The 25146-nt window shown below is 60.6% G+C and carries 26 protein-coding genes; 14 read left to right on the top strand and 12 right to left on the bottom strand.

Annotation, left to right across the window (positions count from 1 at the left end; translation table 11 throughout):
* The first annotated feature begins 46 nt into the window (after window positions 1–46).
* The gene (gene cysD / locus AACH39_RS04515; RefSeq protein ID WP_215782230.1) at window positions 47–958 is read left to right on the top strand and encodes a sulfate adenylyltransferase subunit CysD; all 912 of its coding nucleotides are present in this window, start codon (window positions 47–49) and stop codon (window positions 956–958) included.
* A 27-nt stretch (window positions 959–985) separates the two neighbouring features.
* Window positions 986–2440 carry a sulfate adenylyltransferase subunit CysN gene (gene cysN, locus AACH39_RS04510; RefSeq protein ID WP_338621002.1) on the top strand — a complete coding sequence of 485 codons (1455 nt, stop codon included), beginning with the start codon at window positions 986–988 and terminating at the stop codon, window positions 2438–2440.
* Here cysN and rlmJ read toward each other — a convergent pair.
* Window positions 2428–3273: a 23S rRNA (adenine(2030)-N(6))-methyltransferase RlmJ gene (gene rlmJ, locus AACH39_RS04505; RefSeq protein WP_215782232.1), complete on the bottom strand. Its 846-nt coding sequence runs from the start codon at window positions 3271–3273 to the stop codon at window positions 2428–2430. The two genes, cysN and rlmJ, sit on opposite strands and share 13 nt — an antisense overlap.
* Window positions 3274–3861: 588 nt before the next feature.
* Here rlmJ and AACH39_RS04500 point away from each other — a divergent pair.
* The 9 genes from AACH39_RS04500 (at window position 3862) to AACH39_RS04460 (ending at window position 11735) form a co-directional block, all read left to right on the top strand.
* The gene (locus AACH39_RS04500) at window positions 3862–4821 is read left to right on the top strand and encodes a BMP family ABC transporter substrate-binding protein (protein WP_338621001.1); all 960 of its coding nucleotides are present in this window, start codon (window positions 3862–3864) and stop codon (window positions 4819–4821) included.
* Window positions 4822–4943: 122 nt separating this feature from the next.
* The gene (locus tag AACH39_RS04495) at window positions 4944–6473 is read left to right on the top strand and encodes an ABC transporter ATP-binding protein (RefSeq protein ID WP_215782234.1); all 1530 of its coding nucleotides are present in this window, start codon (window positions 4944–4946) and stop codon (window positions 6471–6473) included.
* Entirely contained in the window at window positions 6470–7570 is a 1101-nt protein-coding gene (locus AACH39_RS04490; RefSeq protein ID WP_215782235.1) for an ABC transporter permease, read from the top strand. Before AACH39_RS04495 ends, AACH39_RS04490 begins: the two co-directional genes overlap by 4 nt.
* Window position 7571: 1 nt before the next feature.
* On the top strand, window positions 7572–8537 hold the full coding sequence (locus AACH39_RS04485; protein WP_215782236.1) for an ABC transporter permease: 966 nt from the start codon (window positions 7572–7574) through the stop codon (window positions 8535–8537).
* A 169-nt stretch (window positions 8538–8706) separates the two neighbouring features.
* Window positions 8707–9939 (top strand): MFS transporter, encoded by a 1233-nt coding sequence (locus tag AACH39_RS04480; protein ID WP_215782237.1) that lies wholly within the window; start codon window positions 8707–8709, stop codon window positions 9937–9939.
* A gap of 145 nt (window positions 9940–10084) precedes the next feature.
* Window positions 10085–10300: a hypothetical protein gene (locus AACH39_RS04475; RefSeq protein WP_215782238.1), complete on the top strand. Its 216-nt coding sequence runs from the start codon at window positions 10085–10087 to the stop codon at window positions 10298–10300.
* A 215-nt stretch (window positions 10301–10515) separates the two neighbouring features.
* Window positions 10516–10731, top strand: coding sequence for a hypothetical protein (locus AACH39_RS04470; RefSeq protein WP_338621000.1), 216 nt, complete (start codon window positions 10516–10518; stop codon window positions 10729–10731).
* A 215-nt stretch (window positions 10732–10946) separates the two neighbouring features.
* On the top strand, window positions 10947–11162 hold the full coding sequence (locus tag AACH39_RS04465) for a hypothetical protein (RefSeq protein ID WP_215782240.1): 216 nt from the start codon (window positions 10947–10949) through the stop codon (window positions 11160–11162).
* A gap of 357 nt (window positions 11163–11519) precedes the next feature.
* Window positions 11520–11735, top strand: coding sequence for a hypothetical protein (locus AACH39_RS04460; RefSeq protein WP_215782241.1), 216 nt, complete (start codon window positions 11520–11522; stop codon window positions 11733–11735).
* Window positions 11736–11788: 53 nt separating this feature from the next.
* Here AACH39_RS04460 and AACH39_RS04455 read toward each other — a convergent pair whose 3' ends face one another.
* The 6 genes from AACH39_RS04455 to AACH39_RS04430 all read right to left on the bottom strand — a co-directional run bounded on the left by AACH39_RS04455 (window position 11789) and on the right by AACH39_RS04430 (window position 17041).
* Window positions 11789–12706 (bottom strand): hypothetical protein, encoded by a 918-nt coding sequence (locus AACH39_RS04455; protein ID WP_338620999.1) that lies wholly within the window; start codon window positions 12704–12706, stop codon window positions 11789–11791.
* 155 nt (window positions 12707–12861) lie between these two features.
* The gene (locus AACH39_RS04450; RefSeq protein ID WP_215782243.1) at window positions 12862–13110 is read right to left on the bottom strand and encodes a hypothetical protein; all 249 of its coding nucleotides are present in this window, start codon (window positions 13108–13110) and stop codon (window positions 12862–12864) included.
* A 149-nt stretch (window positions 13111–13259) separates the two neighbouring features.
* The gene (locus AACH39_RS04445; protein ID WP_338620998.1) at window positions 13260–13670 is read right to left on the bottom strand and encodes a hypothetical protein; all 411 of its coding nucleotides are present in this window, start codon (window positions 13668–13670) and stop codon (window positions 13260–13262) included.
* A 49-nt stretch (window positions 13671–13719) separates the two neighbouring features.
* A complete protein-coding gene (gene betA, locus AACH39_RS04440) occupies window positions 13720–15423 on the bottom strand; it encodes a choline dehydrogenase (protein WP_338620997.1) in 1704 nt (567 codons plus the stop codon).
* A 170-nt stretch (window positions 15424–15593) separates the two neighbouring features.
* Complete coding sequence (locus AACH39_RS04435; RefSeq protein WP_215782246.1) at window positions 15594–16400, bottom strand: transporter substrate-binding domain-containing protein; 807 nt, start codon at window positions 16398–16400, stop codon at window positions 15594–15596.
* A gap of 77 nt (window positions 16401–16477) precedes the next feature.
* Window positions 16478–17041: a flavin reductase family protein gene (locus AACH39_RS04430; RefSeq protein ID WP_215782247.1), complete on the bottom strand. Its 564-nt coding sequence runs from the start codon at window positions 17039–17041 to the stop codon at window positions 16478–16480.
* A gap of 227 nt (window positions 17042–17268) precedes the next feature.
* Between AACH39_RS04430 and pepT the strand changes: the two genes are divergently transcribed.
* Window positions 17269–18498 (top strand): peptidase T, encoded by a 1230-nt coding sequence (gene pepT / locus AACH39_RS04425; RefSeq protein WP_215782248.1) that lies wholly within the window; start codon window positions 17269–17271, stop codon window positions 18496–18498.
* Between the two features lie 82 nt (window positions 18499–18580).
* On the opposite strand, the gene AACH39_RS04420 is transcribed toward pepT, so the two are convergent.
* From AACH39_RS04420 to AACH39_RS04410, 3 genes are all read right to left on the bottom strand, one after another.
* Window positions 18581–19183 (bottom strand): hypothetical protein, encoded by a 603-nt coding sequence (locus tag AACH39_RS04420; RefSeq protein ID WP_215782249.1) that lies wholly within the window; start codon window positions 19181–19183, stop codon window positions 18581–18583.
* Between the two features lie 65 nt (window positions 19184–19248).
* On the bottom strand, window positions 19249–19485 hold the full coding sequence (locus AACH39_RS04415) for a hypothetical protein (RefSeq protein ID WP_215782250.1): 237 nt from the start codon (window positions 19483–19485) through the stop codon (window positions 19249–19251).
* Window positions 19486–19764: 279 nt separating this feature from the next.
* Window positions 19765–20271: a VOC family protein gene (locus AACH39_RS04410; protein ID WP_338620996.1), complete on the bottom strand. Its 507-nt coding sequence runs from the start codon at window positions 20269–20271 to the stop codon at window positions 19765–19767.
* A gap of 127 nt (window positions 20272–20398) precedes the next feature.
* On the opposite strand from AACH39_RS04410, the gene AACH39_RS04405 reads away from it, so the two are divergent.
* Window positions 20399–21820 (top strand): amidase, encoded by a 1422-nt coding sequence (locus AACH39_RS04405; protein WP_338620995.1) that lies wholly within the window; start codon window positions 20399–20401, stop codon window positions 21818–21820.
* Here the strand turns inward: AACH39_RS04405 and AACH39_RS04400 are convergent.
* Window positions 21804–23777, bottom strand: coding sequence for a U32 family peptidase (locus AACH39_RS04400; RefSeq protein ID WP_215782254.1), 1974 nt, complete (start codon window positions 23775–23777; stop codon window positions 21804–21806). The two genes, AACH39_RS04405 and AACH39_RS04400, sit on opposite strands and share 17 nt — an antisense overlap.
* An 86-nt stretch (window positions 23778–23863) precedes the next feature.
* Complete coding sequence (locus AACH39_RS04395) at window positions 23864–24136, bottom strand: metal/formaldehyde-sensitive transcriptional repressor (protein ID WP_215782255.1); 273 nt, start codon at window positions 24134–24136, stop codon at window positions 23864–23866.
* 118 nt (window positions 24137–24254) lie between these two features.
* Between AACH39_RS04395 and AACH39_RS04390 the strand changes: the two genes are divergently transcribed.
* Window positions 24255–25145, top strand: coding sequence for a nickel/cobalt efflux transporter (locus AACH39_RS04390; protein ID WP_338620994.1), 891 nt, complete (start codon window positions 24255–24257; stop codon window positions 25143–25145).
* Window position 25146: the final 1 nt, after the last annotated feature.

The raw sequence follows: 25146 nt of genomic DNA, 5'->3' as shown, positions 1-25146 counted from the left end.
ATGAAGCGCCTCTGACAGAAGGCCGGGAATCACAGACAGGTTACGCATGCTAGACGCACATCGACAGACACATCTCAAGCAGCTGGAAGCCGAATCGATTCATATCATTCGCGAAGTGGCTGCCGAATTCGACAATCCGGTCATGTTGTATTCGATCGGCAAAGACTCGGCGGTCATGTTGCATCTGGCACTCAAGGCCTTCTACCCTGGCAAGCTGCCTTTCCCCCTGCTGCACGTGGATACCACCTGGAAATTCCGCGAGATGATCACGTTTCGAGATCAGCTGGCGGCGCGGCTTGGCCTGAAACTGCTGGTGCATACCAATCCGGAAGGCCTGGCGGCCGGGATCAATCCCTTCCTCCATGGCAGTGCCCTGCATACCGATGTGATGAAGACCCAGGCCCTGAAACAGGCCCTGGACAAATACGGCTTCGATGCCGCCTTTGGCGGCGCCCGGCGTGACGAAGAAAAATCGCGCGCCAAGGAGCGCGTGTACTCCTTCCGTGATCGCCAGCACCGCTGGGATCCGAAGAACCAGCGTCCCGAGCTGTGGAATCTGTATAACGCCCGCATCAACAAAGGGGAGAGCATCCGCGTCTTCCCACTGTCCAACTGGACCGAACTGGATATCTGGCAATACATCTATCTGGAAAACATCGACATCGTGCCGCTGTACTTTGCCGCCGAGCGTCCTGTTGTCGAGCGTGACGGCATGCTGTTGATGGTGGACGACGAGCGTATGCCGCTGAGACCGGGCGAGGTGCCGCAAATGCGCAAGGTGCGCTTCCGTACGCTCGGCTGTTATCCGCTGACCGGCGCCGTCGAATCCGACGCCACCACCCTGCCGGAGATCATCCAGGAGATGCTGTTGACCAAGACCTCCGAGCGCCAGGGACGCCTCATCGACCACGATCAGTCCGGCTCGATGGAAAAGAAAAAAATAGCCGGCTATTTCTAGCCTGTCTGCGACAGAAGCGAGTAACCCATGTCACACCAATCCGGGCTGATTGCCGACAACATTCACGAATACCTGAAACAGCATGAACAGAAGGACCTGCTGCGTTTCATCACCTGTGGCAACGTTGATGACGGCAAATCCACGCTGATCGGCCGCCTGCTGCACGACTCAAAGCTGATTTTCGAGGACCAGCTGGCCGCCATCCAGCGCGATTCACAGCGCTACAACACCACCGATGACGATATCGATCTGGCGCTGCTGGTGGACGGACTGCAGGCCGAGCGCGAGCAGGGCATCACCATTGACGTGGCCTACCGCTACTTCTCCACCGACAAGCGCAAATTCATCATTGCCGATTGCCCGGGGCACGAGCAGTACACCCGCAATATGGCCACCGGCGCGTCAACCTGTGATCTGGCGGTGATTCTGGTGGACGCCCGTCACGGTATCCAGACGCAGACACGGCGCCATAGCTATATCGTCAGCCTGCTCGGCATTCGTCACGTGATCGTCGCCATCAACAAGATGGACCTGCGTGACTACGATCAGGCGGCGTTCGATGCCATCCGTGACCAGTACCTCAGCCTGGCCGTCGGCATGGGCTTCGAATCACTGCACTTCGTGCCGATCTCTGCCCTGCGTGGCGACAATGTGGTCGAGGCCAGTGCCCATATGCCCTGGTATCACGGTCAGACCCTGATGCAGTTGCTGGAGTCGGTAGAGCTGACGGCGGCGCAGGGCCTGGGCGCCTTCCGGCTGCCAGTGCAGTGGGTCAACCGGCCGCATGCTGATTTTCGCGGTTTCAGTGGCACGATCGCCGCCGGAGAGATCCATCCGGGAGATCGCATCGTGGCCTTGCCATCCGGGCGGGAAAGCCGCGTCAGGGCCATCGTCACGGCAGATGGTGATCTGGCCCGTGCCGGCGCCGGTCAGGCCATCACCCTGACCCTGGAGGATGAAATCGATATCTCGCGCGGCGACATGCTGGTACGGGCCGGCGAGGCTGCGCCTGCCGTGTCCGCGGCCTTTGAGGCACATATCGTCTGGATGGCTGAAGCACCGCTGCAGCCTGGGCGCGAGTATCTGTTCAAGCTGGCGGGGCGCCAGGTGCCGGGACGGGTGGTGCGCATTCTGCAGCGCATCGACGTCAATACCCATGCGGCGGAGCAGGCCGAGCAGCTGGCGCTGAACGAGATTGGCCTGTGCCGGGTACAACTCGATGCACCGGTCATCTTTGACCCCTACCGCCAATGCCGCCACACCGGCAATTTCATCGTCATCGATCGTTTCAACCATGCCACCGCCGCCGGCGGCATGATCCAGCAAGCGGTCGAATCGGCGGGGGTGGTGCTGGATGCCACGGCGCAACAGACGGCCTTCAAAGCCGAGCTGGAGGCCTTGCTGCACAAATACTATCCGCAACATCGACTGGCAGATCTGCCGCAGCTGCTGTCACGTCTTGGGATCGGTCAGGACGACTGATGTTGTAGCGAGAAGCAGGCGCCCTGGTCTTGAGCCAGGGTGCTGCACAGCCAGGGCATGATCTCCTGTAGCGTCGAGGCCAGCGTCCAGGGCGGATTGAGAATGAACATCCCGCTGCCATGCATGCCGAACCCATCGGCAGAAGGCGTTTGTACCGTCAGGGTGACATTCAGCCAGCTCTGGACCGGCAGCTTTTTCAGCGCGTCCGGCAATTCACGCATCTCGGCCCGCTGCAGCAGGGGATACCACACGGCATAGACACCGGTGGCAAAGCGCTTCAACCCCTCGCGCAGCGCCTGAGGCACGCGCTGATAATCCTTCTTGTCCTCGTACGGCGGGTCAATCAGTACCAGCGCCCGTCTGGGCGGCGGCGGCAGAATCGCCTTGATGCCTTCGAAACCATCGGCGCACTGAATCTGGCAGCGGCGGTGGCGACCGGCGAAATTCTCCTGCAGGATGCGGTGGTCGCTCGGGTGCAGCTCGAACAGACGCAGCTTGCCCTCGGCGGCCATGACCCGATCTGCCACCAGCGGTGAGCCCGGGTAAAACGCCAGCTTGCCATCGGGATTGCAGCCGCGGATCAGGGCCACATAATCCTGCACCGCCGGGGGCAGATCCTGGCGTTGCCACAGTCGCGCAATGCCGCTTTCATACTCGGCATTCTTGGCGGCAAAACCTTCCTCCAGCGCATACAGGCCTGCACCGGCATGCGTATCGACATACCAGAACGGCTTGTCCTTTTGCCCAAGGTGTTGCAAAAGCAGCACTTGAATCAGGTGTTTCAGGACATCGGCGTGATTTCCGGCATGAAAGGCGTGGCGATAGCTCAACATGAGGGTTTTTCTTCAATCTGGAGGGGGTAATTGTAGCGGAAATGCCGTCAAATTCCGATTGCCAGTCAAAATATCTTCATTAAAAGTGAAATGTGTCATTCGCATGTCATGGATTGGCTGATCCGCGTCAAATAAATCCCTCTTAGCCTAGTCAAAACATGTCAATCATGTTGCATAGATATCTTCATCGGAAGAGAATATTGCAACGGTAAGCGTTGGCCAGCCGTTCTCAGGACAGATGAAAGAACCGTGTGACAGTATTTACTGATAAGCTACTCGGTGTTTACAGGTTTGCATGGTGAATCTACAATCTGCGCCCTCAGAATGTGCTGATGTTTCGGCCAATTCGTCCCGGATTCCGCACAAATGCGGCGTTGTCTGGGGTCGATGTGGCGCCATGTTGCCAGCAAGGGCAACCTGAAACACAAGACCCTGGCTCGAGGCGCAACGCTGCTTCGGGCTTGCTCTTTTGAGAGTGTGTCATCCAGGCCGGCTGGCGGTCGGGAGCACATTTCCTATCACCAACGATGCGAGTTGATAAAGATGAAGATCGAACTGAAACGTGTGAGCCTTGCTGTTGCGGCTGCCATGATGGCTACCTCCGCCTTCGCTGCAACCTTTGCTCCCGCCGTGGTGTACGACCAGGCCGGTAAATTCGACAAGAGCTTCAACGAGGCCGCTTACAAGGGCGCCGAGAGCTTCAAGAAGGAAACCGGTGTCGCCTACCGCGATGCACAGATTTCTTCCGACGCACAAAAAGAGCAGGTTCTGCGCGATATGGCGCGCAAGAACATGGATCCGATCATCGCCGTAGGTTTCTCCTACACCCAGGCGATCGAATCCGTGGCCAAGGAATTCCCGAAGACCCGTTTCGTCATCATCGACTCCGTCGCCAAGGGCCCGAACATTGAAAGCATCCTGTTCAAGGAACAGGAAGGCTCCTTCCTGGTCGGCATGGCTGCTGCCATGAAGTCCAAGACCCACACCGTCGGCTTCATCGGCGGCATGGACGTTCCGCTGATCCGCGCCTTTGCCTGCGGTTACGTTCAGGGCGTCAAGTACGTTGACAAGAGCGGCAAGGTTATCCAGAACATGACCGGCACCACCCCGGCCGCCTTCAATGACCCGGCTCGTGGTACCGAGCTGGCCAAGAGCCAGTTTGACCGTGGCGTTGACGTCGTCTTCGCCGCTGCCGGCGGTACCGGCCTGGGCGTACTGCAATCGGCCAAGTCGGCCGGCAAGTACTCCATCGGCGTAGACAGCAACCAGAACTACCTGCACCCGGGTTCCGTGCTGACCTCCATGGTCAAGCGCGTTGACATCGCCGTGTACAACACCTTCAAGGAAGCTCAGAAGGGCACCTGGAAGCCGGGCGTCAAGATCCTGGGCCTGAAGGAAAACGGTATTGACTGGGCGCTGGACAGCAACAACCGCAGCCTGATCACCCCGGATATGGAAAAGCGCATCAACACCGCACGCTCTGCCATCATCGCCGGCAAGATCAAGGTCGCCGACTACCGCACCAACAACAGCTGCCCGGTGCAATAAGGCAGCAACGTCCTCATCAGGATCAGAGCAATCCCGTGACGGTCACGCCAGCCAGTGGCGGCGTGGCCGTTTGATTTGTGCGGGAAGGTCTCAGGGTAATCAGCATTCAGGGAAATACAAGAATGACCGACTTAGCCATCGAGTTGATCGGCATCTGCAAGAGTTTTGGCGCCGTCGCGGCCAACCGCGATATCGAAATGAAGGTTGCCAAGGGCTCCATCCACGGCATCATCGGCGAGAACGGGGCAGGCAAATCCACCCTGATGAGTATCCTGTACGGCTACTATCAGGCGGATGCCGGCACCATTCGCGTCAATGGCAAGGAAACGCAAATCCGCAATAGCCAGGAGGCGATTCGCCTCGGTATCGGCATGGTGCATCAGCACTTCATGCTGGTCGACACGTTCACCGTGCTGGAAAACATCATTCTGGGCGCCGAAGGCGGCCTCGTGCTCAAGCACGGTGTCAAGCAGGCGCGTGCCCACCTCAAGGAACTCAACAAGGAATACGGCCTCGAGGTCGATCCGGATGCCGTCGTCGGCAAGCTCGGCGTCGGCCTGCAACAGCGCGTCGAAATCCTCAAGGCGCTGTATCGCGGCGCCGACGTGCTGATTCTGGACGAACCGACCGCCGTACTGACCCCGCAGGAAGCCGACCATCTGTTCCGCATCCTGCGCACCCTGAAAGAGCAGGGCAAGACCGTCATCCTGATCACCCACAAGCTGCGCGAAGTGCTGGACATCACCGATGCCGTCAGCGTAATGCGTGGCGGCATGATGGTTGGCAACGTGCGCACCGCTGATGTCAGCAAGGCCGATCTTGCCGACCTGATGGTCGGTCGCAAGGTCAACCTGCAAGTCGACAAGGCCCAGCGCGAGCCGGGTGAAGTCGTGCTGTCGGTCAAGGGACTGAACCTGGTCGATACCCGTGGCGTCGGTCTGCTGAAAGACATCAACCTGCAGGTACGAGCCGGCGAAATCGTCGGCATCGCCGGGGTGGCCGGCAATGGCCAGTCCGAACTGCTGGAAGTGCTGGCAGGCATGCAGACCAGCACCTCGGGTGAAATCATCTACAAGGGCCAGAACCTCGGCACGCTCAAGTATCGCCAGCCCAAGGCTGCCGTGCTGCGTCAGCTCGGTATTGCCCACGTGCCGGAAGACCGTTCGCGCGAGGGGCTGGTCAAGGCCTTCCCGAATTACGAGAACGCCATCCTCGGCTACCAGTGCGACAAGTCGGTCTGCCGTGGCCCGCTCTACAGCCGCAAGGCGCTGATCGAGCGCATGAACCACCTGATCCAGCAATTCGACATCCGTCCGGACAATCCCATGCTGCGTGTTGGTCTGCTGTCCGGCGGCAACCAGCAGAAGGTGGTGCTGGCACGGGAGATCCATGCCAATCCGGATCTGCTGCTGATCGGTCAGCCGACCCGTGGCGTGGATATCGGTGCCATCGAATTCATCCACCGCCGGCTGGTCGAGCTGCGCGATGCCGGCAAGGCCATCCTGCTGGTCTCGGTGGAACTGGAAGAAATCATGTCGTTGTCTGACCGCATCCTGGTGATGGCTGGTGGACAGATTACTGGCGAAATGGCCGGCAAGGACGCAACCGCCCCGGCCCTTGGCCTGTTGATGGGCGGAGGAGACAAGCATTGAAGTTCGGTCAACCATCCACTTTGCCGCGTTGGGCACAGCTGACGATTCTGCCGGCGCTCAACCTGTTGGCGGCACTTCTGGTCACCGGTCTGGTGACCTGGGTCATCGGCGAAAGCCCGCTCGAATGCCTGAAAATCCTGGTGCATGGTGCGTTCGGCTATGGTGAAGGGCTGGGTTACACCCTGTTCTACACCACCGACTTCATCTTCACCGGCCTGGCGGTCGCGGCAGCGTTCCATGCCGGCCTGTTCAACATCGGTGGTGAAGGTCAGGCCTATCTGGCCGGCCTGGGGATCACCCTGACGGTATTTGCCTTCGACAAGGTCCTGCCGTTCTGGATCCTGATGCCGCTGTGCATGATCGCCGCGATGGCCTTCGGTGCCGCCTGGGCCTATATCCCGGCCTGGCTGCAAGCCAAGCGTGGCAGCCACATCGTGGTCACCACCATCATGTTCAACTTCATCTCCTACTCGCTGATGCTGTATCTGATCGGCCACCACCTGATCGAGCCGGGTTCGCAGAATCCGACCACCCGCGAATTCGGTCAGAACTCGTGGATGCCGTCGATGCAGAACATCCTGGGTGGCCTGGGTATCCATATTTCCAATACCCCGCTCAACGGCACCTTCTTCCTGGCCCTGATCGCCTCCGTGCTGTTCTATCTGGTGGTCTGGCACAGCCGCTGGGGCTACGAACTGCGGACCGTGGGGACCAATGAACATGCGGCACGCTATGCCGGCATGAACGTCACCAAGGTCATCATCCTGGCCATGTGCGCTTCCGGTGCCCTGTCCGGTCTGGCCTCGGTCAACGAGCTGCTGGGCTCGACCCACCGCATGAACGTCCTGTTCACCAACGGCATCGGCTTCGTCGGTGTGGCCGTGGCGCTGATGGGCCGCAACCACCCGGTCGGCATCATCCTGTCGGCACTGCTGTTCGGCGGCCTGACCCAGGGCGGGCTGGAACTGTCGTTTGCCAAGCCGCTGATCACCCGTGAAATGGTGCTGCTGATCGAAGGTCTGGTGATCCTGTTCTGCGGCGGTCTGGAAAATCTGTTCGAGCCGATTCTGGCTTCGTTCTTCAAGCGGGGGAAATGACATGGATCAGTACATCAGCCTGCTGGCGTCGACCATTCGCGTGGCCACGCCCCTGGTGCTGGCCGCACTGGCCGGCCTGTTCTCCGAACGCTCCGGTGTCGTCGACATCGGCCTGGAAGGCAAGATGCTCACCGCCGCCTTTGCCAGTGCCGCGGTCGCCTTCTACACCGGCAACCCCTGGCTGGGCCTGCTGGCCGGCATGATCGCCGCCACGCTGCTGTCCATGCTGCACGCACTGGTCTCCGTGACCTACAACGGCAACCAGCTGATTTCCGGCATGGCCGTCAACACCATTGCCTCCGGGATCACGCCGGTACTGGGACTCGCCATGTTCCAGCAGGGCGGCAACTCGCCGCAGCTGGACGACGTGGCGCGCTTCCACGAAATCACGCTGCCGTTCGCCGACTCGGTGGCCAATGTGCCGGTACTGGGGCCGATCTACAGTGGCCTGATTTCCGGGCATTGCATCCTGGTCTATCTGACCTTCCTGATCGTGCTGCCCCTGGTGACCTGGACCGTCTACCAGAGCCGCTTCGGCCTGCGTCTGCGCGCCGTGGGGGAAAACCCGCATGCGGCCGACACCGCCGGTATTTCCGTGGCACGCATCCGCTATCTGGCGCTGCTGTGCAACGGCATGCTGTGTGGCATGGCCGGTGCCTTCCTGTCGGTCTATCAGACAGGTTCCTTCATCAAGGAAATGACCGCCGGCAAGGGCTTCCTGGCACTGGCGGCACTGATCTTCGGCAAATGGCGTCCGACCTACGCCGTACTCGGCTGTCTGCTGTTCGCCTTTGCCGATGCGGTACAGATTCGTCTGGAAGGCGTGCCCCTGCCGATCATCGGCGAGATTCCGTCGCAGTTCATCCAGGTGATTCCGTACGTGCTGACGGTATTGCTGCTGGCCGGCTTCGTCGGTCGCGCCGTGGCCCCCAAGGCGATTGGCATTCCGTTCGTCAAGTCGCGCTAAGCCGCACTTCGACTCCCAGGACAAAACGCCGGCTGGATTCAGCCGGCGTTTTTTTATCTTCGCCAGCCGGAGAAGATTGGCAGATTGGCGATATTGCTTGTCAGGATTTGTTTTCCCTGCCGCTCTAGAATGAGAACGTGATTCATTTACCTGCAAGCGATTGATTTTCATGAAAACCCTGACACCTGCCCTGGATGGCCAGACTGCCGGCAAAGCCGCTGGTGGCCTGGCGGTGGCCGTACTGGCGGCCATCAGCTTCTCCCACTTGCTCAACGACATGATGCAGTCGCTGATCTTTGCGCTCTACCCGATGCTCAAGACCGCGCATCAACTGAGCTTTGCACAGATCGGCCTGATCACGCTGACCTACCAGATCACTGCCTCCCTGCTGCAGCCACTGGTCGGGCTCTATACCGACAAACACCCCCAGCCCTATTCACTGGCCATCGGCATGGGCAGCACCCTCTGCGGACTGATGCTGCTGTCGTCGGCGCAGAGCATGCCTTCGCTGCTGCTGGCCTCCGCCATGGTCGGCATGGGGTCGTCCATCTTCCACCCCGAGTCCTCGCGCGTGGCGCGCATGGCCTCCGGCGGCCGTCACGGCCTGGCGCAATCCGTGTTCCAGGTCGGCGGTAACCTGGGTTCTTCGCTTGGTCCCCTGCTGGCCGCCTGGATCATCCTGCCGCGCGGGCAGGGCAGCGTTGCCTGGTTCGGACTGGCCGCCCTGATCGGTATGGTGGTGCTCTCCGGCGTAGGCAACTGGTACCGCCATCATCAGCGCACCCAGGCCAAAAAGGCGGCCAGTGCCGCGCTGTATGGCGAAGGCCTGTCGCGCGGACGCGTACTGTTCTCGCTGTTCATTCTGGCGATGCTGATCTTCTCCAAGTACTTCTACCTGTCCAGTCTGACCAGCTATTACACCTTCTACCTGATCAGCAAGTTCCAGCTCAGCGTACAGTCGGCGCAGATGCATCTTTTCCTGTTCCTGTTTGCCGTTGCCGCCGGCACCCTGATCGGCGGACCGATCGGAGACCGCATCGGACGCAAACGCGTCATCTGGGTCTCCATCCTGGGCGTGGCCCCCTTCACCCTGTTGATGCCCTATGCCAACCTGTTCTGGACGGAAGTGCTGTCCGTGGTGATTGGCCTGGTACTGGCCTCGGCCTTCTCCGCCATCCTGATCTATGCCCAGGAACTGGTCCCAGGCAAGGTCGGGGCCATTTCCGGCCTGTTCTTCGGCTTTGCCTTTGGCATGGGCGGGCTCGGTGCCGCTGCACTGGGTATGCTGGCAGATCGCACCGATATTTTCTTCGTGTACCACGTCTGTGCCTTCTTGCCCCTGCTGGGTTTGCTGACCATGTTCCTGCCGGATTTGCATCGCATGCGCCAACAAAAGGCGTGATCAGCGTCGGTATTTTGTTTCTTTTTGGTAAACTATAAGGTTAATATATTGGTGTTTATTGTCTTTTCCGATGCATGTATAGTTTGACTCATGCCACACCGCACTGATGGTGCCGCAATCCAAACAACAGATAAGGAACAAGACCATGAAAACCCTGACCATGATGATCGCCACGATGACCCTCTCCGCCGCAGCCTTTGCCGGTGGCCAGGTGACCGAGTCTACTGTCCAGGTTCGCCTGGGCAAGCCGGTGCAAGACACCGTGCAAATGACCACGGTGTCGGGCAGCAATGACACCGCTGCCAGTGACAAGGCGCAAGACGTACGCGGCTGGCGCCAGGACTACAGCGGCCGTCATTAATATGCCGCTGATCCCAAAAAAACCCGGTGCGACCGGGTTTTTTTATGCCTGTTACGCCAGGGGGTCGTCAGCATGTCGAGAGTATTGTTTCGCATTGGTAAATAAGTAATAAAATAAAGTGATGTTTATTGCCTTAATTGATGCATGTATAGTTTGACTCATGCCACACCGCACTGATGGTGCCGCAATCCAAACAACAGATAAGGAACAAGACCATGAAAACCCTGACCATGATGATCGCCACGATGACCCTCTCCGCCGCAGCCTTTGCCGGTGGCCAGGTGACCGAGTCCACTGTCCAGGTCCGCCTGGGCAAGCCGGTGCAAGACACCGTGCAAATGACCTCGGTGTCGGGCAGCAATGACACCGCTGCCAGTGACAAGGCGCAAGACGTACGCGGCTGGCGCCAGGACTACAGCGGCCGTCATTAATATGCCGCTGATCCCAAAAAAACCCGGTGCGACCGGGTTTTTTTATGCCTGTTACGCCAGGGTGTCGTCAGCATGTCGAGATTATTGTTTCGCATTGGTAAACAAGTAATAAAATAAAGTGATGTTTATTGCCTTAATTGATGCATGTATAGTTTGACTCATGCCACACCGCACTGATGGTGCCGCAATCCAAACAATTGATAAGGAACAAAACCATGAAAACCCTGACCATGATGATCGCCACGATGACCCTCTCCGCCGCTGCGCTTGCCGGTGGCCTGGATAATGATTCCGCTGTTCACCAGCAAATGAGCAAATCGTCCCCGCATGCTGCACAGGCCTCGAACGATGTGAGTACCTTTGGCAACCCGGTCAGTGACCAAGCGGAAGCAGCGATGGCAGGCCATCCTGCACATAACAGCCGTCGCTAAGATGGCCCGCCTAAAAAAACCCGGTGCGACCGGGTTTTTTAATGCCTGCCAGTCTTGAAGGGGGTGAAGAGGATGTCGCGGGTCTGGTCTCCGGGCTCGGTAGCCTGAACAAGGTACATGGGGCAGATCCATGCTGTGCCATCAGGTTGATGCGGTTGTCATGGGGTGTGTTTGCTGCAGAGACCAGAAACAATGAGGGCAAGCAGCTGGCTTTTCAACCGTGATATTGTTTCTCTGAAAGAAATAAAGAAGTGAATAAATTGATATTTATTGCCATAAACACAGCATGTATAGTTTGACCCATGCCTCACCGCACTGATGGTGCCGCAATCCAAACAACTGATAAGGAACAAGACCATGAAAACCCTGACCCTGATGATCGCAACGTTGTCCCTCTCTGCCGCAGCCTTTGCCGGTGGCCAAGTGACCGAGTCCACTGTCCAGGTCCGCCTGGGCAAGCCGGTGCAAGATACCGTGCAAACCACGACGGTTTCCAGCAGCAAAGAAACCATGGCCAATGACAAGGCAGGCGATGTACGCGGCTGGCGCCAGGACTTCAGCGGCCGTCACTGAGACAAAGCAAAAAAAACCCGGGATTCCCGGGTTTTTTTTCGTCTGAAGAATCCTCAGGGGGTATTTTTGCCGGAGGTCGTGACGGTTGGCGTCAGCAGACACTGCCCGCTGACCTGGCCGGTACGCACCCCGGCAATCGACATATTGGCATTCAGCGTGCCGGCGGGCAGGTCGATCTGATAGTCATTGTTGGACTGATCCAGCGTCAGACTGAAGCGGACCAGCTGTGGATTGACTGTCACCTGATGCACCCGGATCGGCACCAGATCCGGACGGCGGATCGAGCCGTTATTTTCGTCAATGATGAAGACGATATCCGACATCTTCAGCGGGATATCGCTCGAATCATTCAGTCGCAGCGAGCGGGAGCACTTGGCGCTGATCAGGGGATGAATCACGTGCCCGGCACTGAGCGCGCTGAAACGCAGCGAGGCAGCGGCAAAAATGGTGCTGCCATCCTCACCGTTGTGCCCCTGGCACTCCTGGATGATGCGCGTGGTACCGAGATCCCATTGATAGTGCAGATCCGTATAGCTGTGCGCCCCCTTGCCGGCCGCGCTCGCCAGACGATAGCTGCCATCCACCGTGATGGTGGGCGGGCCGAAATGATGCATGGCCCAATTGAACAAATTGCCGCAATGATCCGCCTGACTGTCTTCGCCGGGTGAATAAATGGTGAGTTGCTGCGCGGGTTGGCCATCGACCTTGTTATCCAGTGTCGCCTGCCAGTCGATCCCGTCGAGCTTGAACGCCTGAATCCGGTCATGCGATGTGTTGCCGCTCTGCTTGCCCAGATAGCTGACCCAGCCACGATCCTGCCAGACCGCCGAAGACGGGGCCTGATACCAGTCGAGTTGTTGCCAAAACAGCGCATCGCCCAGCCACTCGGGCAAGGTGCGCCCGGCCGCCAGGCTGCTGCCTGTCCAGACGCTGATGACCAGCAGCGCCAGTGTTGTCCATTTATTCTTCATGTTTTCAAATGGTTGCGGTTCCGTCCTGACCCGTGACTGCCTCGCAGCCAGCGGACGGAGCGTTGAAAAGATCGTGAGTGTAGCAGGGCGTCAATCGCCTCACCATGACAAAAATCGACCCCGGTGTCCGGGGCCGATGGGGGGCGGTCAGTGGCTCAGCGTTCAGAGGGCGATGCCTGTACCTGCGCCTGACGCCGCTGCCAGGCGCAGTCGGCGATTTGATGCAGGATGGCGGAGGCGACGGCGGTCTTTTCATTACTGAGCGCCACCCGCATGGCCTGACCCAGTTGCCTGATCCTGGCCTCGGAACAGTCCGGTGTCGGGTGGCAATCAGACGCCAGTACCGGCGGGCTGGCGAAGACCAGCAGCCACAGGCTGGCAAGGGGGAAATGCAATCGGGACATGATCATCCTTTCATTGGGTTGTCGGCAACGTGTCCGTTCAGGGACGCGTGAAAGCATGGCATGGCGCCGGCCGACAGGATGTCAGTCAATGAGTGTATTGCTTGTAGGGGGAAACGAAGTTCAGGATGAGGATCTGGCCCGCGGTCGCATCAGGCCACGGTGTTGATCATGGCGGCGATGCGCGCGGCATCGGGGCGAGCCCCCAGGACCGTGACGTGATGATCGACAGGATCCACCTTCAGCATGAAGGCGGGTTGTTGCGGAATGCCGGCGGCACGCAGCTGAGCCATGAGTGCGGCATCCGGAAATTGCAGCTGCGTCGAACTGCTCGCCTGCGCATTGGCCGACTGAGCCACCGTGGCCTCTTGCTGCAACAGGGCACGCGCCTGTGGCGACAAGGTCACCCGTGTCGAGTCCGTGCCCGGCTCGGGCAGTGCTTCGTCCGGACTGAGCGACGCGCTACGGGCAGGGTTTGCCGCTGTCGCGGCAAATTCTGCCTGTCCGGCAAAAGTCGTCTGGCTGGCATAGGCGGTCTGAACGGTAGCAAGCGTCGCGCTCATGGCTGACTAGGGGTCCATTGGGTGGTCATTGTCCTGTCAGAAATAGCAATTAGCGTGCCAGTGACGTATCAAAGTGCGGCTGTATGACCGGGATCGTTCGCTCCTGAGCCACCGCGGCCCATTGTGGCGGGAGCGGCGGCAAACCGCGCACATGATCCGCGATCTTTTCCGCCAGCATGATGGTGGCGGCATTCAGATTGCCGCTGAGAATCCGCGGCATGATCGACGCATCAACTACCCGCAAGCCGGCGATGCCATGCACACGACCTTGGCCGTCCACCACGGCCATGGCATCGGCACTACTGCCCATCTTGCAACTGCCGCAGGGCTGCAGGGCCGACTCGGCATGGCGCAAGATGAAATAATCCAGATCACTGTCACGCCAGGCCGCGCTGCCGGGCTGCTGCTCCTCCAGCCGAAAACGCGCCAGGGCGCTTTGCGACATGATGTCACGCGTGATGCGGATCGCCTGGCGAAATTCGACCCAGTCATCCTCATGCGCCATATAGTTGAACTGAAGCCGGGGCGGGTCCAGCGGATGGCGTGTCCGCAGCCGGACCTGACCGCGACTGGGGGAGCGCATGGGACCGACATGGCATTGCAGACCATGCGCGGGCGGGGCGCCGTCGCCCTCATCGTGGCCGGCCAGCGGCTGAAAATGGAACTGCAGATTGGGATAGGCGCAATCCTGATGCGAGCGCAGGAACCCGCCCGCTTCAAACTGATTCGAAGCCCCCAGTCCGCCACCCGTCAGCAACCATTGCGCTCCGATTTGCCACTGCTTCCACCAGCGGGTCGCCGGCGTGAGCGAGACCGCGTCATGGCAGGTGAACTGGAGCGTGGCGGCCAGATGATCCTGCAGGTTGTGCCCGACCCCCGGCAGATGCGCGATGACCGCGATGCCCATGGCGGCCAGCTCGGCCGCCGGACCGATCCCGGAGCGCAGCAGCAATAGCGGGCTGCCGATGGCGCCGTTGCAGACAATCACCTCGCGACGCGCATACGCCGCCTCATGACCATCGCCACTGAGCACCCGGACACCGCGCACCTGACGACCCGTCAACAGCAGACAATCCGCCACACTGTGGGTGCGGATGGTCAGGTTGGGGCGCTTGCGAGCCCGGTCCAGATAGGCATAGGCACTGCTGCAGCGGCGCCCGCCGGTCGTGGTCGTCCGTGCCAGCGGACCAAAGCCCTCCTGGCGGAAACCATTCAGATCACTGCTGTGCATGTGCCCGGCCTGAATGGCTGCCTGAATAAAGGCCTGATAGAGCGGACTGTGCTGCCAGTCGGGCTGCGTGACCTGCAACGGACCGCTGCCGCCGTGATAGGCATTGATGCCGCCATGATGGCACTCCGCCTTGCGGAAATAGGGCAGACAATCCGCGTAACGCCAGTCGGCCAGGCCGGGCAGGCTGGCCCAATGCTCATAGTCCCGGGCATTGCCACGGCTGTAGACCATGCTGTTGATCAGCGAAGACCCGCCCAGGCCCTTGCCACGATGCTGGCGCATGCGGCGCATGCCAAGATGCGGTTCCGGCTCGGTCTGATAAGCCCAGTTGTAGCGAGTGCCGCGCAACGGCCATGACAGTGCAGCCGGCATTTGCGTGCGCCAGTCGGCCCGCCAGTCCGGCCCGCCGGCCTCCAGCAACAACACACTCACCGCCGCATCCTCGCTCAGGCGTGCGGCCATGACACATCCGGCTGAGCCGGCACCGACAATGATGTAATCAAACTCTTCGCAACGGGACATGCTTTGCCTCCGACGACTCACAGAATGGTCCTGTTCTAGCGTGCCGGATTGGTAATGACAAATGCATTGAGTATGTGATATGGAAGTACGAAACGGCTGCGAGCCCGACGCCATCTGCACCTGACCCGCTCGGCAAGCCCGCGCCGGGGCGGGCATGACTGACCGGAATGTCAGGGAGACAGCGCCTGATCCACCAGGTGCTTCATGGTATCGGACTGGTTGAAATGCTCAATTTGCTGATTCAGCTGGGGCAGCAGCCAGTCCGTATTCGGTCCGCGGCGTCCCAGCAGGAAATGCAGACTATTCGGCGCGACGTCATCCAGCTTGCCAATGATCACCCCGTTGATGTCCAGCTGGTTCGGGCCGGGCAGGGCATTGCCGAGAATGATTTCCTGCTCGCCGAGAAAGTAGTCGCACAAACCGCTGCGCAGCATGCGGACCAGCTCCTGATAACTGTTGGCGTGGGTGTTCAGCTTGCCGACAGGCAGGCCATAGCGCGCATAGGAATACCCGAACAGACCGCAGCCCTGATAAGGCAGCAGCTCCCGGGCATGTCTGACCGGCATGCCGTTGGGAAAACGACTGCGCAGATAAAAGAAAGTCGAAGCCGTCTGGTAATAGGCCTGACTGAGGCGGAAGTCCTGCAACCGCGCCGGATCATAGGTGACATCCGGCGCCATGTCATAACTCCCTTCCTTCAGATAGGCCTTGCAGCGTTGCCAGGGCATGATGGTGATGCGATAGCGCAGCCCGAGCCGGAGAAACATCTGGCGCATTAATTCCGCGGTCGCACCATGTGTCTCACCATTAATGGACATCAGGAAGGGGGCAAAATTATTGTCGTCACAGACACGGATGACGTCCCTGTCCGCGGCCAGACACGGACGAGCCAGTGCCAGCATGCCAATGAGCAGCAGAAACCCCAGGCTTGTCCTTCGCCTGGAGGAAGCAGGGCTGAAACCGCCGTAGCGAAGCATGGCTGGCTCTCCGGAACAATGCAGCTCTCATTATTCTAGCCCATGAGCCTGTCACCGGCAGCCCTTGTCCCGCATGCTCACACTTCGAAATAGTCACCCGAGGCAAAGAAGGCGCCGCCGGAAATGTAATGCAGTGTCTGGCTGTCGCTGTCCGGGAAATGCCAGCGTCCGTCGCTGTACAGTGCCGGGTCCGCCCAGGCGGCCGTCACTTCCCCCAGAAACAGATCATAGCGCTCGGCCATGGCCGGCTCCGGCAGGATCCGGCACTCCAGCCAGGCCGCACAGCCCTGAACCAGCGGCAGATCGCTCTGACCGAGAAAAGTCTCGATGCCCTGTTCGGCAAACTTGTCGCCATCGCGCCCGGAACGAGAGCCCACTGCGACCACTTGCGCCGCCAGCGCCCGGGTCGGAATGTTCAGCGCAAAGCGGCCGGATGCCTCAATCAATTCCCGGCTGCGGGTTTGCCGGTCGATCACGACCGCCACCTTGGGCGGGTCGAAATCCAGCGGCATGGCCCAGGCGGCCGCCATGATGTTGCGCTCACCCTGATGGGCGCTGGTGACCAGGGTCACCGGCCCATGGTTGAGCAGGCGGTAAGCCTTGGCCAGTTCGACGGCAACAAAAGAGGGAAGCTTGCTCATGGACAGTACCAATTCGGCATGAATAAAGCGCCGATGGTAACGCTGAATGCCCGGGGCAGCCAAGGCTTCACCGGCCAGCGCGCCCGCCCGGCGGGGCTCACTGCCGACCGTGGCCGGATCGTCGCATCGCGGCTATGCCGTGTGATTGCCGGCTTTATGATGTACCGCAAGATTTCTGCCTCATATTGCATGCACAATGACAAAAAACGCTCATCATTGAGGACAAAATGGATAATATTCTCGAACGGTTCTTCCGCTACGTCGCAGTCGATACCCAATCTGATCCCGAGGCCGATCGCGTGCCCAGCACCGATGGCCAGCTGAATCTGGCTCGTGCACTTTTCAAGGAACTGACCGAACTCGGTTTCGAAGAAGTGTCACTGAATGAAAAAGGCTGTGTCATGGCCACCCTGCCATCCAACGTCAACTGGCCCGTGCCGGTGATCGGCTTCATCGCGCACCTGGATACCGCGCCGGATTGCAGTGGCAAGAACGTCAAGCCGCAAATCGTGGAAAACTACCAGGGTGGCGAGATCAAACTCGGCACCAGCGGCGAAGTGCTGTCCCCGGCGCGTTTCCCGGTACTCAACCAGCTGATCGGCCAGACGCTGATCACCACCGACGGCACCACGCTGCTGGGTTCCGACGACAAGTCCGGTGTGACCGAGATCATCACCGCCATGCTGCGCCTGCGCGAACAGAACCGCCCGCACGGCTCCATCCGCTTTGCCTTCACCCCGGATGAAGAAATCGGCAAGGGCGCCCAACATTTCGATGTGCCGGCCTTTGGTGCCGAGTGGGCCTATACCGTGGATGGCGGCGGTGTCGGCGAACTGGAAGCGGAAAACTTCAATGCGGCTTCGGCCAACATCAAGATCTACGGCAACAATGTGCACCCCGGCAGCGCCAAGGATGTGATGGTCAACGCCATGACCCTGGCCACCCGGATTCACCAGATGCTGCCGGCAGAAGAAACCCCGGAACACACCGAGGGCTATCAGGGCTTCTTCCACCTGATCTCGCTCAACGGCACGGTGGAGAAGGCCGAGATGAACTACATCATCCGCGACTTCGACCGAGACAACTTTGCCGCCCGCAAAACCCGCATCCAGGACATTTGCGCCCAGGTGGCCCAGGGCCTGCCAAGCGACTGCCATATCGATGTCACGCTGAAAGACTCCTACGCCAATATGCGCGATGAAGTGGCCAAGTTCCCGCATGTGGTGGACATTGCCCGCCAGGCCATGATCGACCTCGCGATCGAACCGGAAATGTGCCCGATCCGCGGTGGTACCGACGGTGCCCAGCTGTCCTTCCGTGGCCTGCCGTGCCCCAATCTGTTCACCGGCGGCTACAACTTCCACGGCAAGCACGAGTTTGTCACCCTGCAAGGCATGGAGAAGGCAGTCGCCGTCATCATGCGCATTGCCGAGCTGACCGCCGACCGCGCGCGCTAAGCGGGCTGGTGTCGCGTGCAAAAAGGGTGCCTCGGGCACCCTTTTTTGTTGGGGAGGACCGCAGCGGCCTGCCCCCTGGACCTCAGTCGTCGTAGCAGCCCTTGCTGGCCAGCATGGAGCAGGTGAGGGGACGATCCGGGCTCAGCCACGGCTGCTTCTTTTCCTTGCGCAAGGCCGCCAGATCACGATCCTTGGCCACCCACTCCGCATTGGCACGCAGGTACTGCTGGCAGGCATGACGGTACTGATCGGCCTGCGACTGAACGTACTCATCCAGCGGCGTGGCAAAGTTGTAATTGTTCTTGCGATAGGTCTGCATGCTGTCGTTGATGGCGGCCAGATTGTCCTGCATGCGGCGCTTCCAGTTGTCGGCAGCGTACTGATCCTGATTGAAGTATTGCGCGGCAGACTGCCAGGAACCCTGCGTCTCGCGCCGTTTCAGCTCGACATACGATCGCGCCAGCGCCTGGCGTTTGACGTCATCCGCCCCGATATTGTGCAGCGGTGTAAAGGCACGCATGCCGGCAGGCAGCGGACAGGACAAGGATTGCAGGATGGCCTGCGCCTTGAAGTAGGTGGTGTCGGTCACGTCTTGCTGGTCGTGCTCGGAGGTGCCGCCCGATGCATTGCACCCCGTCAGCAGGATGGCTGGCAGCAGGGCCAGAACCATGCATATTTTTTTCATGAGAATGCCCGCCCTTTTTCCCGGATATCATAGCAGAGCGGGGCGTCTGCGGCACCAGGTCGGCGTCAGCGTCCGGTCGGCGGTGTATAGGGCGTCGGGTCGTGCAATTGCAGGCCATGGACATCCTCCGGATACAGCGAGCGCAGGCGATCGATCTCCTGCTCCAGAATATCGATATAGGCCAGCAGGATGCATGACACGATGCGATGCTGCTCGATGTCGACATCCGATGGCTCGAAGTCGGTCCAGAATCGGGTCAGCTCGATGGCTTCCTGCAAGTCCGGCATCAGTCGCGGTTTCATCGCTTCCTCTTTGAAATCACCAGCACAATGGATGGCCTGCCCGATCGTCGGGGGGATGAGCACGCCGATGACCGTCAGTCATTGTTGGTTATATCACAGCGTTTGTGACATGCAGGATAAGTATTGATTTAAAATAAGATCTGAAAGCGCCCGAACAGCAGCTTGCCGTTCAATGATTAACAATAATTGAAAGTGTTGTTAGTTGGCGCGGGCCTGGGTGGTTTTTTTACAACAACGTCATGGTGCTGACCGGCAGGGCAGTGCTGCCGGTCCCTGGCCTCAGTCCTGGCTGGCAAACCGGGCCAGCTCACGATCCCAGTCCAGTGTGCCATCGCTGTGCCGGTCCGCCTCGGTCAACCGGTCTGCCGGCACAAACCAGGTGACTTCGAACAGCAAACCATCCGGGTCATGGCCGTACACACTCTTGTGCACCCCATGGTCTTCTTCCAGGCCCAGCTTGCCGATGGCTGCCAGCTGGTCACGAATCCGCTTGAGTTCCTGCAGTGTGTCCACTTCCCAGGCCAGGTGATACAGACCCGCCGGCGGCTCGTGCGCGCCCGGCGTTTCGCCGCGCGGGCTGAACACCCCGGCACGCTGCTGGCCCAGATTGCGGGCAAACAGCGCCAGATCATGGTCATTATCCGAATCGGCTGCCTGGGCAAACACCGCCCGGTCCGGCTGGCCGCCCGGTTTGGCACGAAAGCCCAGCACCTCGCGGTAGAAATCACTGCTGCGGCTGACGTCACTGACGTAGAGCACCGCATGGTTGAGTCGCTTGATACCCATGGTTCACCTGATCTGACGAAAAAGGGCCTCAGTCTAGCGTGAGCGCGACATTTGTTCAGCCCTCTACTGGTTATGGTTATGCCAATGTGGTATCAGTGACGTGGAGAAACCTTGCCGAGAATCCGCCATGTCTACCCTCCAGCCCTATGCCTTGCCGGATGCCACCGCGTTGTTGCAGCAACGTCAGCAGGACGATTTTTGCCTCGAAAAACAGTTGAACCGCCACCTGGGTCTGCTGGACGACATCCAGCCCCGGCTCAATCCCGCCAGCCACGTCCTGCGCCAGGAGGCCATGGATCAGCTGGCAACGCTGCCCGACGGCGTACTGCACGGTTTGCCCTGTTCCGTGAAAGAAACCCTCGGCATCGCCGGGCAGGCGATCACCGCAGGTTCGAACTACATGCGGCCGATCGTGCCTGGCGAGGATTCGCCGGTGGTGGCGCGACTCAAGGCCGCCGGCGCCGTGATCATGGCGCGCGGTAATGTGCCGGAATTCGCCATGACCGCCGAAAGCAGCAATCCGCGCTATGGCCTGACCCGCAACCCGCTCGACCCGTCGCGGGTCGCCGGTGGCTCTTCGGGCGGCGATGCCGTGATGGTCGCCAGTGGCGCCGTGGCGTTTGGGGTGGGATCCGACATCCTGGGCTCGATCCGCATCCCGGCAGCCTTTTGTGGCGTGGTCGGCTTCAAGCCGGCCTCTGCGGCCGTGCCCAAGCAGGGCTGCTGGCCGACCATAGCCGGCTTTACCGACAGCTGGCTGGCCGTCGGCCCGATCACCCGCTCGGTCCGTGATGCCCGGCTGGTATATCAGGTGCTGAGTGGCCAGACCCTGCCCGAAGCGCCGCCGCTCAGGACACTGCGGCTGATTGACGCCGATGCCTTCCCCTGGCGTCCCGAGTCTGCCTGCATCGAACAGGCCCTGGCCGCGGCCCGCACGGCCTTGCTGGCGGACGGCATGCAGGCAGAGCAACAGCGCTTTGACGAAGTGGCGGCCCTGTATGACCTGATGGCCCCGATGTTGCTGCACGACTTGCAGGACGACTGGTACGGGCTGTTGCGCAGTGGCGGGCGCTCCTTCCATCTGCTGGCAGAGGCCTGGCGCCAGCTCACCGGACGACCGGGCATTGATCGCGGCATGTTCATGTGGCTGGTGTACGCCGCGACCAGCGGGCGACTGACCCGGCCGCGCAGCGCGGCCCAGGCCGAGCGGCTGATCGGTCGTTTCCAGACCGTGCGCGAACTCTACCGCAGCATTCTGGGAGAAGATGGCATCCTGCTGTTGCCGACCATGGGGCTGCTGGCGCCGCCGCACGGCGAAATGAATCGCCGCAGCCTGCGCCCTGGCCTGAATCGCCAGCTCAGCCCGCTGGCGCTGTGCAACTACGCCGATCTGCCGGCCATCGCCGTGCCGGGCTGGCGCTTTGCCGACCCGGCAACCGGCCTGCCGCCCAGCGTGATGCTGGTGTGCGCACCGGGTAACGAGTCAGCGCTGCTGGCAGCCGCCGAGCGGGTGCAGGCTGCCCTGACGCCGCTCAGGGGCGCTGCTTGAAGAAGGTGAGGGGAGCCACCGCCGGAATCTCGCTCGGCGGTGGTGACTTCAGGACATGCTTTTTCATCTTGCCCATCACGTGCATCTCGCACGGACGGCATTCAAACTTGAGGGTATAGGTCTCGCTGCCCGACTTCAGCACCAGCGGATCGGCGCGCACCTGACCCATCACCCCCTTGACGCCCTTGGCCTGCTTCGGACACAGATTGAAGCTGAAACGCAGGCAATGCTTGGTGATCATCAGGCTCACCTCGCCGGCTTCCTCGTGCGCCTCGTAGGCCGGCTCAATCACTTCAACACCATGCTTGCGGTAAAACTGCCAGGCCAGCTCGTTATAGACATTGGCCAGATAGCTCAGGGTGTTTTCCGGATAGACCGGGGCAGGCGAGGCCGCCGCCTTGCGCGGCGGACGCTGCCAGGCAGCCAGACGCGCCGCCTCCAGCGCGGCCACGGCATCCCGGCGCAGGCCGTTGATGACCGACGCCGGGACAAACCAGGGCTGAGACAACTCAAGCTGGATGTCATGAGCGATAAAGCAGCTGTTGCCCAGCTTGCCCAGACCATCCAGCAATGACTGGCGAGCACGCCCGGCATCCTTGGCGGGCTCCAGGGCGATGGCGACGCTGGCCTCGGCCATGCAGCCATCGGCATCGGTCAGGCTGAGCGTCAGCCCGTCGGCCTGCTCGCGCAGCCTTGCCCACAGTCCGATGCGGCGCTCGGCCGACGGCTTGAGCAGCGCCAGCTCCCAGGCATGATCACGGTTGCGGCTCAGCTCGATACCGGGGCGCAGGCCCGCCAGCAGGGCCGGGTCGTTCGGCTGGCAGCGCCACACCGGCACGCCCTCGCTGTCATGGCCAACCGCCTTGACGGTGTTGAGCTGCATGCCGATCACTTCGCGCTTGTGCAGATAACTGATGCCATCACCGTTGCTCATGGCCTCCTGCGTGGCGATCTCCAGCCAGTTCGGTCCGACCTGATGCACCGTGCCCAGCGCCACGCCGACAAACTTCGGCGAGTCAAACGCACCGATATCGATCTGCCGGCCGCTGGCAAAGTAATCCGTGCTGCCGCGGTGGAAGGTCTTGTCCGGGTCCGGGGTAAAAAAGATCTCGCTGCTGCCACTGGAGGCCGGCGCCAGTTCCGGGCGGCGCTCGAAAATTTCATCCAGCAACAGACGGTAATGCGCGGTGATGTTCTTGACGTAGCTGACGTCCTTGTAGCGGCCCTCGATCTTCAGCGAGCGCACACCGGCGTCCAGCAGGGCTTCCAGATTGCGACTCTGGTTATTGTCCTTCATCGACAGCAGATGCTTGTCGAAAGCGATCACCCCGCCTTTCTGGTCGGTCAGGGTATAGGGCAGGCGACAGGCCTGCGAACAATCGCCACGGTTGGCGCTGCGGCCGGTTTCGGCGTGGCTGATATAGCACTGACCGGAAAACGCCACACACAAGGCCCCGTGGATGAAGTATTCCAGCGTGGTTTCGCCGTCCAGCCGGGCGGCAATCTCGCGAATTTGCGCAATCGACAGCTCGCGCGCCAGCACCAGCTGCGAGAAACCCGCATCCGCCAGGAAGCGGGCCTTGGCTGCGTCACGAATATCGCACTGCGTCGAGGCATGCAGCTGGATCGGCGGCAGATCCATTTCCACAATCCCCATGTCCTGAATGATCAGGGCATCCACCCCGGCATCGTACAACTGCCAGATCAGCTTGCGTGCGGCCTCCAGCTCGGCGTCGTGCAGGATGGTATTGAGCGTGGCAAAAATGCGCGCATGGTACTGATGGGCAAAGCGGGTCAGCCCGGCAATGTCGCTCACGCTGTTGCAGGCATTGTGGCGCGCGCCAAAGCTCGGACCGCCGATATACACGGCGTCGGCGCCATGCAAAATGGCCTCGCGGCCGATTTCGACGGTTTTGGCCGGCGCGAGCAGCTCGACCTGATGCGACAACAGACTCATGGGACATTCCTGCAAAGACAAGCGAGGGGCGGAATTATAACGGAATCATGGGCTTGGGTGTGACAGGATTCTGCCGCACCCGGCCATTATTTCAGATAGGACTTGATGACCTGCAGCACCACATCGAGATCCTGCTCACGCTGAGTCTGATCCGGCTGATTGACCAGATGCTCGCTCAGATGACCCTCGATGACCGCCCCCATCAGACCGTTCACCGCGCCGCGAATCGCGGCAATCTGCTGCAACACCGCACCACACTCGGTGCCGTTGGTCAGCAACTTCTCCAGGGCGGCCGTCTGGCCATGCAGGCGGCGCACGCGCGCCAGCAACTTGGCCTGATCGCGGATGGTGTGCGACATACGACAATGCTCCAGTCTTAATGAGTATCAGAATTTAGCATAAAAATACAGGGGGGTAGTATTTTTATACTCAGGGGGAGTATGATGGGCCGCATGATTTTACTCATCGAGGCGTGTCATGCCGAGCTTCATTGCTTTACTGCAGCAGGGTAATGCCTGGCTGTTCGTCCCCAGCGCTATCTTGCTGGGCGCCCTGCATGGCCTGGAACCAGGCCACTCCAAAACCATGATGGCCGCGTTCATCGTGGCCATTCGCGGCACCGTGGCACAGGCCGTGCTGCTCGGCCTGTCCGCCACCCTGTCCCATACCGCCGTGGTCTGGGCCGTGGCCATGGCCGGCCTGTCCTTCGGCGGGCGCTGGAGCGCCGAAACCAGCGAGCCGTATTTTCAGCTGATCTCCGGCCTGTTGATCCTCGGTGTGGCGCTATGGATGCTGTGGCGCACCTGGCGCGACCAGCACGGCCATCACCATCATGACCATGAGCATCACCACCATGAGCATCACCACCATGATCATCACCACCATGACCACGCACCCCATGCCACACCCCGCGTGGCGGGTGCGGTCCGCTACCGTCCCGTCCCGGCGGCCGCGGTGGCCCAGCCCGGCCTGCTGCACATCACGCACGAGGCGCAGGACGCCCATGAGCGGGCGCATGCCGAGGAGATCCGGCGCCGCTTTGCTCACCGTCAGGTGACGACCGGGCAGATCGTGCTGTTCGGCCTGACCGGCGGGTTGATTCCCTGCCCGGCCTCCATCACGGTGCTGTTGCTGTGCCTGCAGCTCAAGCAACTGGCACTGGGGGCAGTCCTGGTATTGTGTTTCAGTGTCGGCCTGGCCCTGACCCTGGTGGCCTCAGGGGTGCTGGCCGCGTTGAGTCTCAAGCACCTTGCCGGGCGCTGGCAGGGCTTCGGGCAATTCGCCCGCAAGGCGCCCTATCTGTCGGGCAGCCTGATTGTGCTGGTGGGGTTCTATGTGGCGGGAAGCGGTCTGTGGCAGCTGGTCTGAG

It is taken from the genome of Paludibacterium flexuosum (assembly GCF_037076605.1).
Classification (GTDB): domain Bacteria; phylum Pseudomonadota; class Gammaproteobacteria; order Burkholderiales; family Chromobacteriaceae; genus Paludibacterium.
Note: the sequence above shows the minus strand (reverse complement) of the source record. Positions and strands in the feature narration are given on the sequence as shown.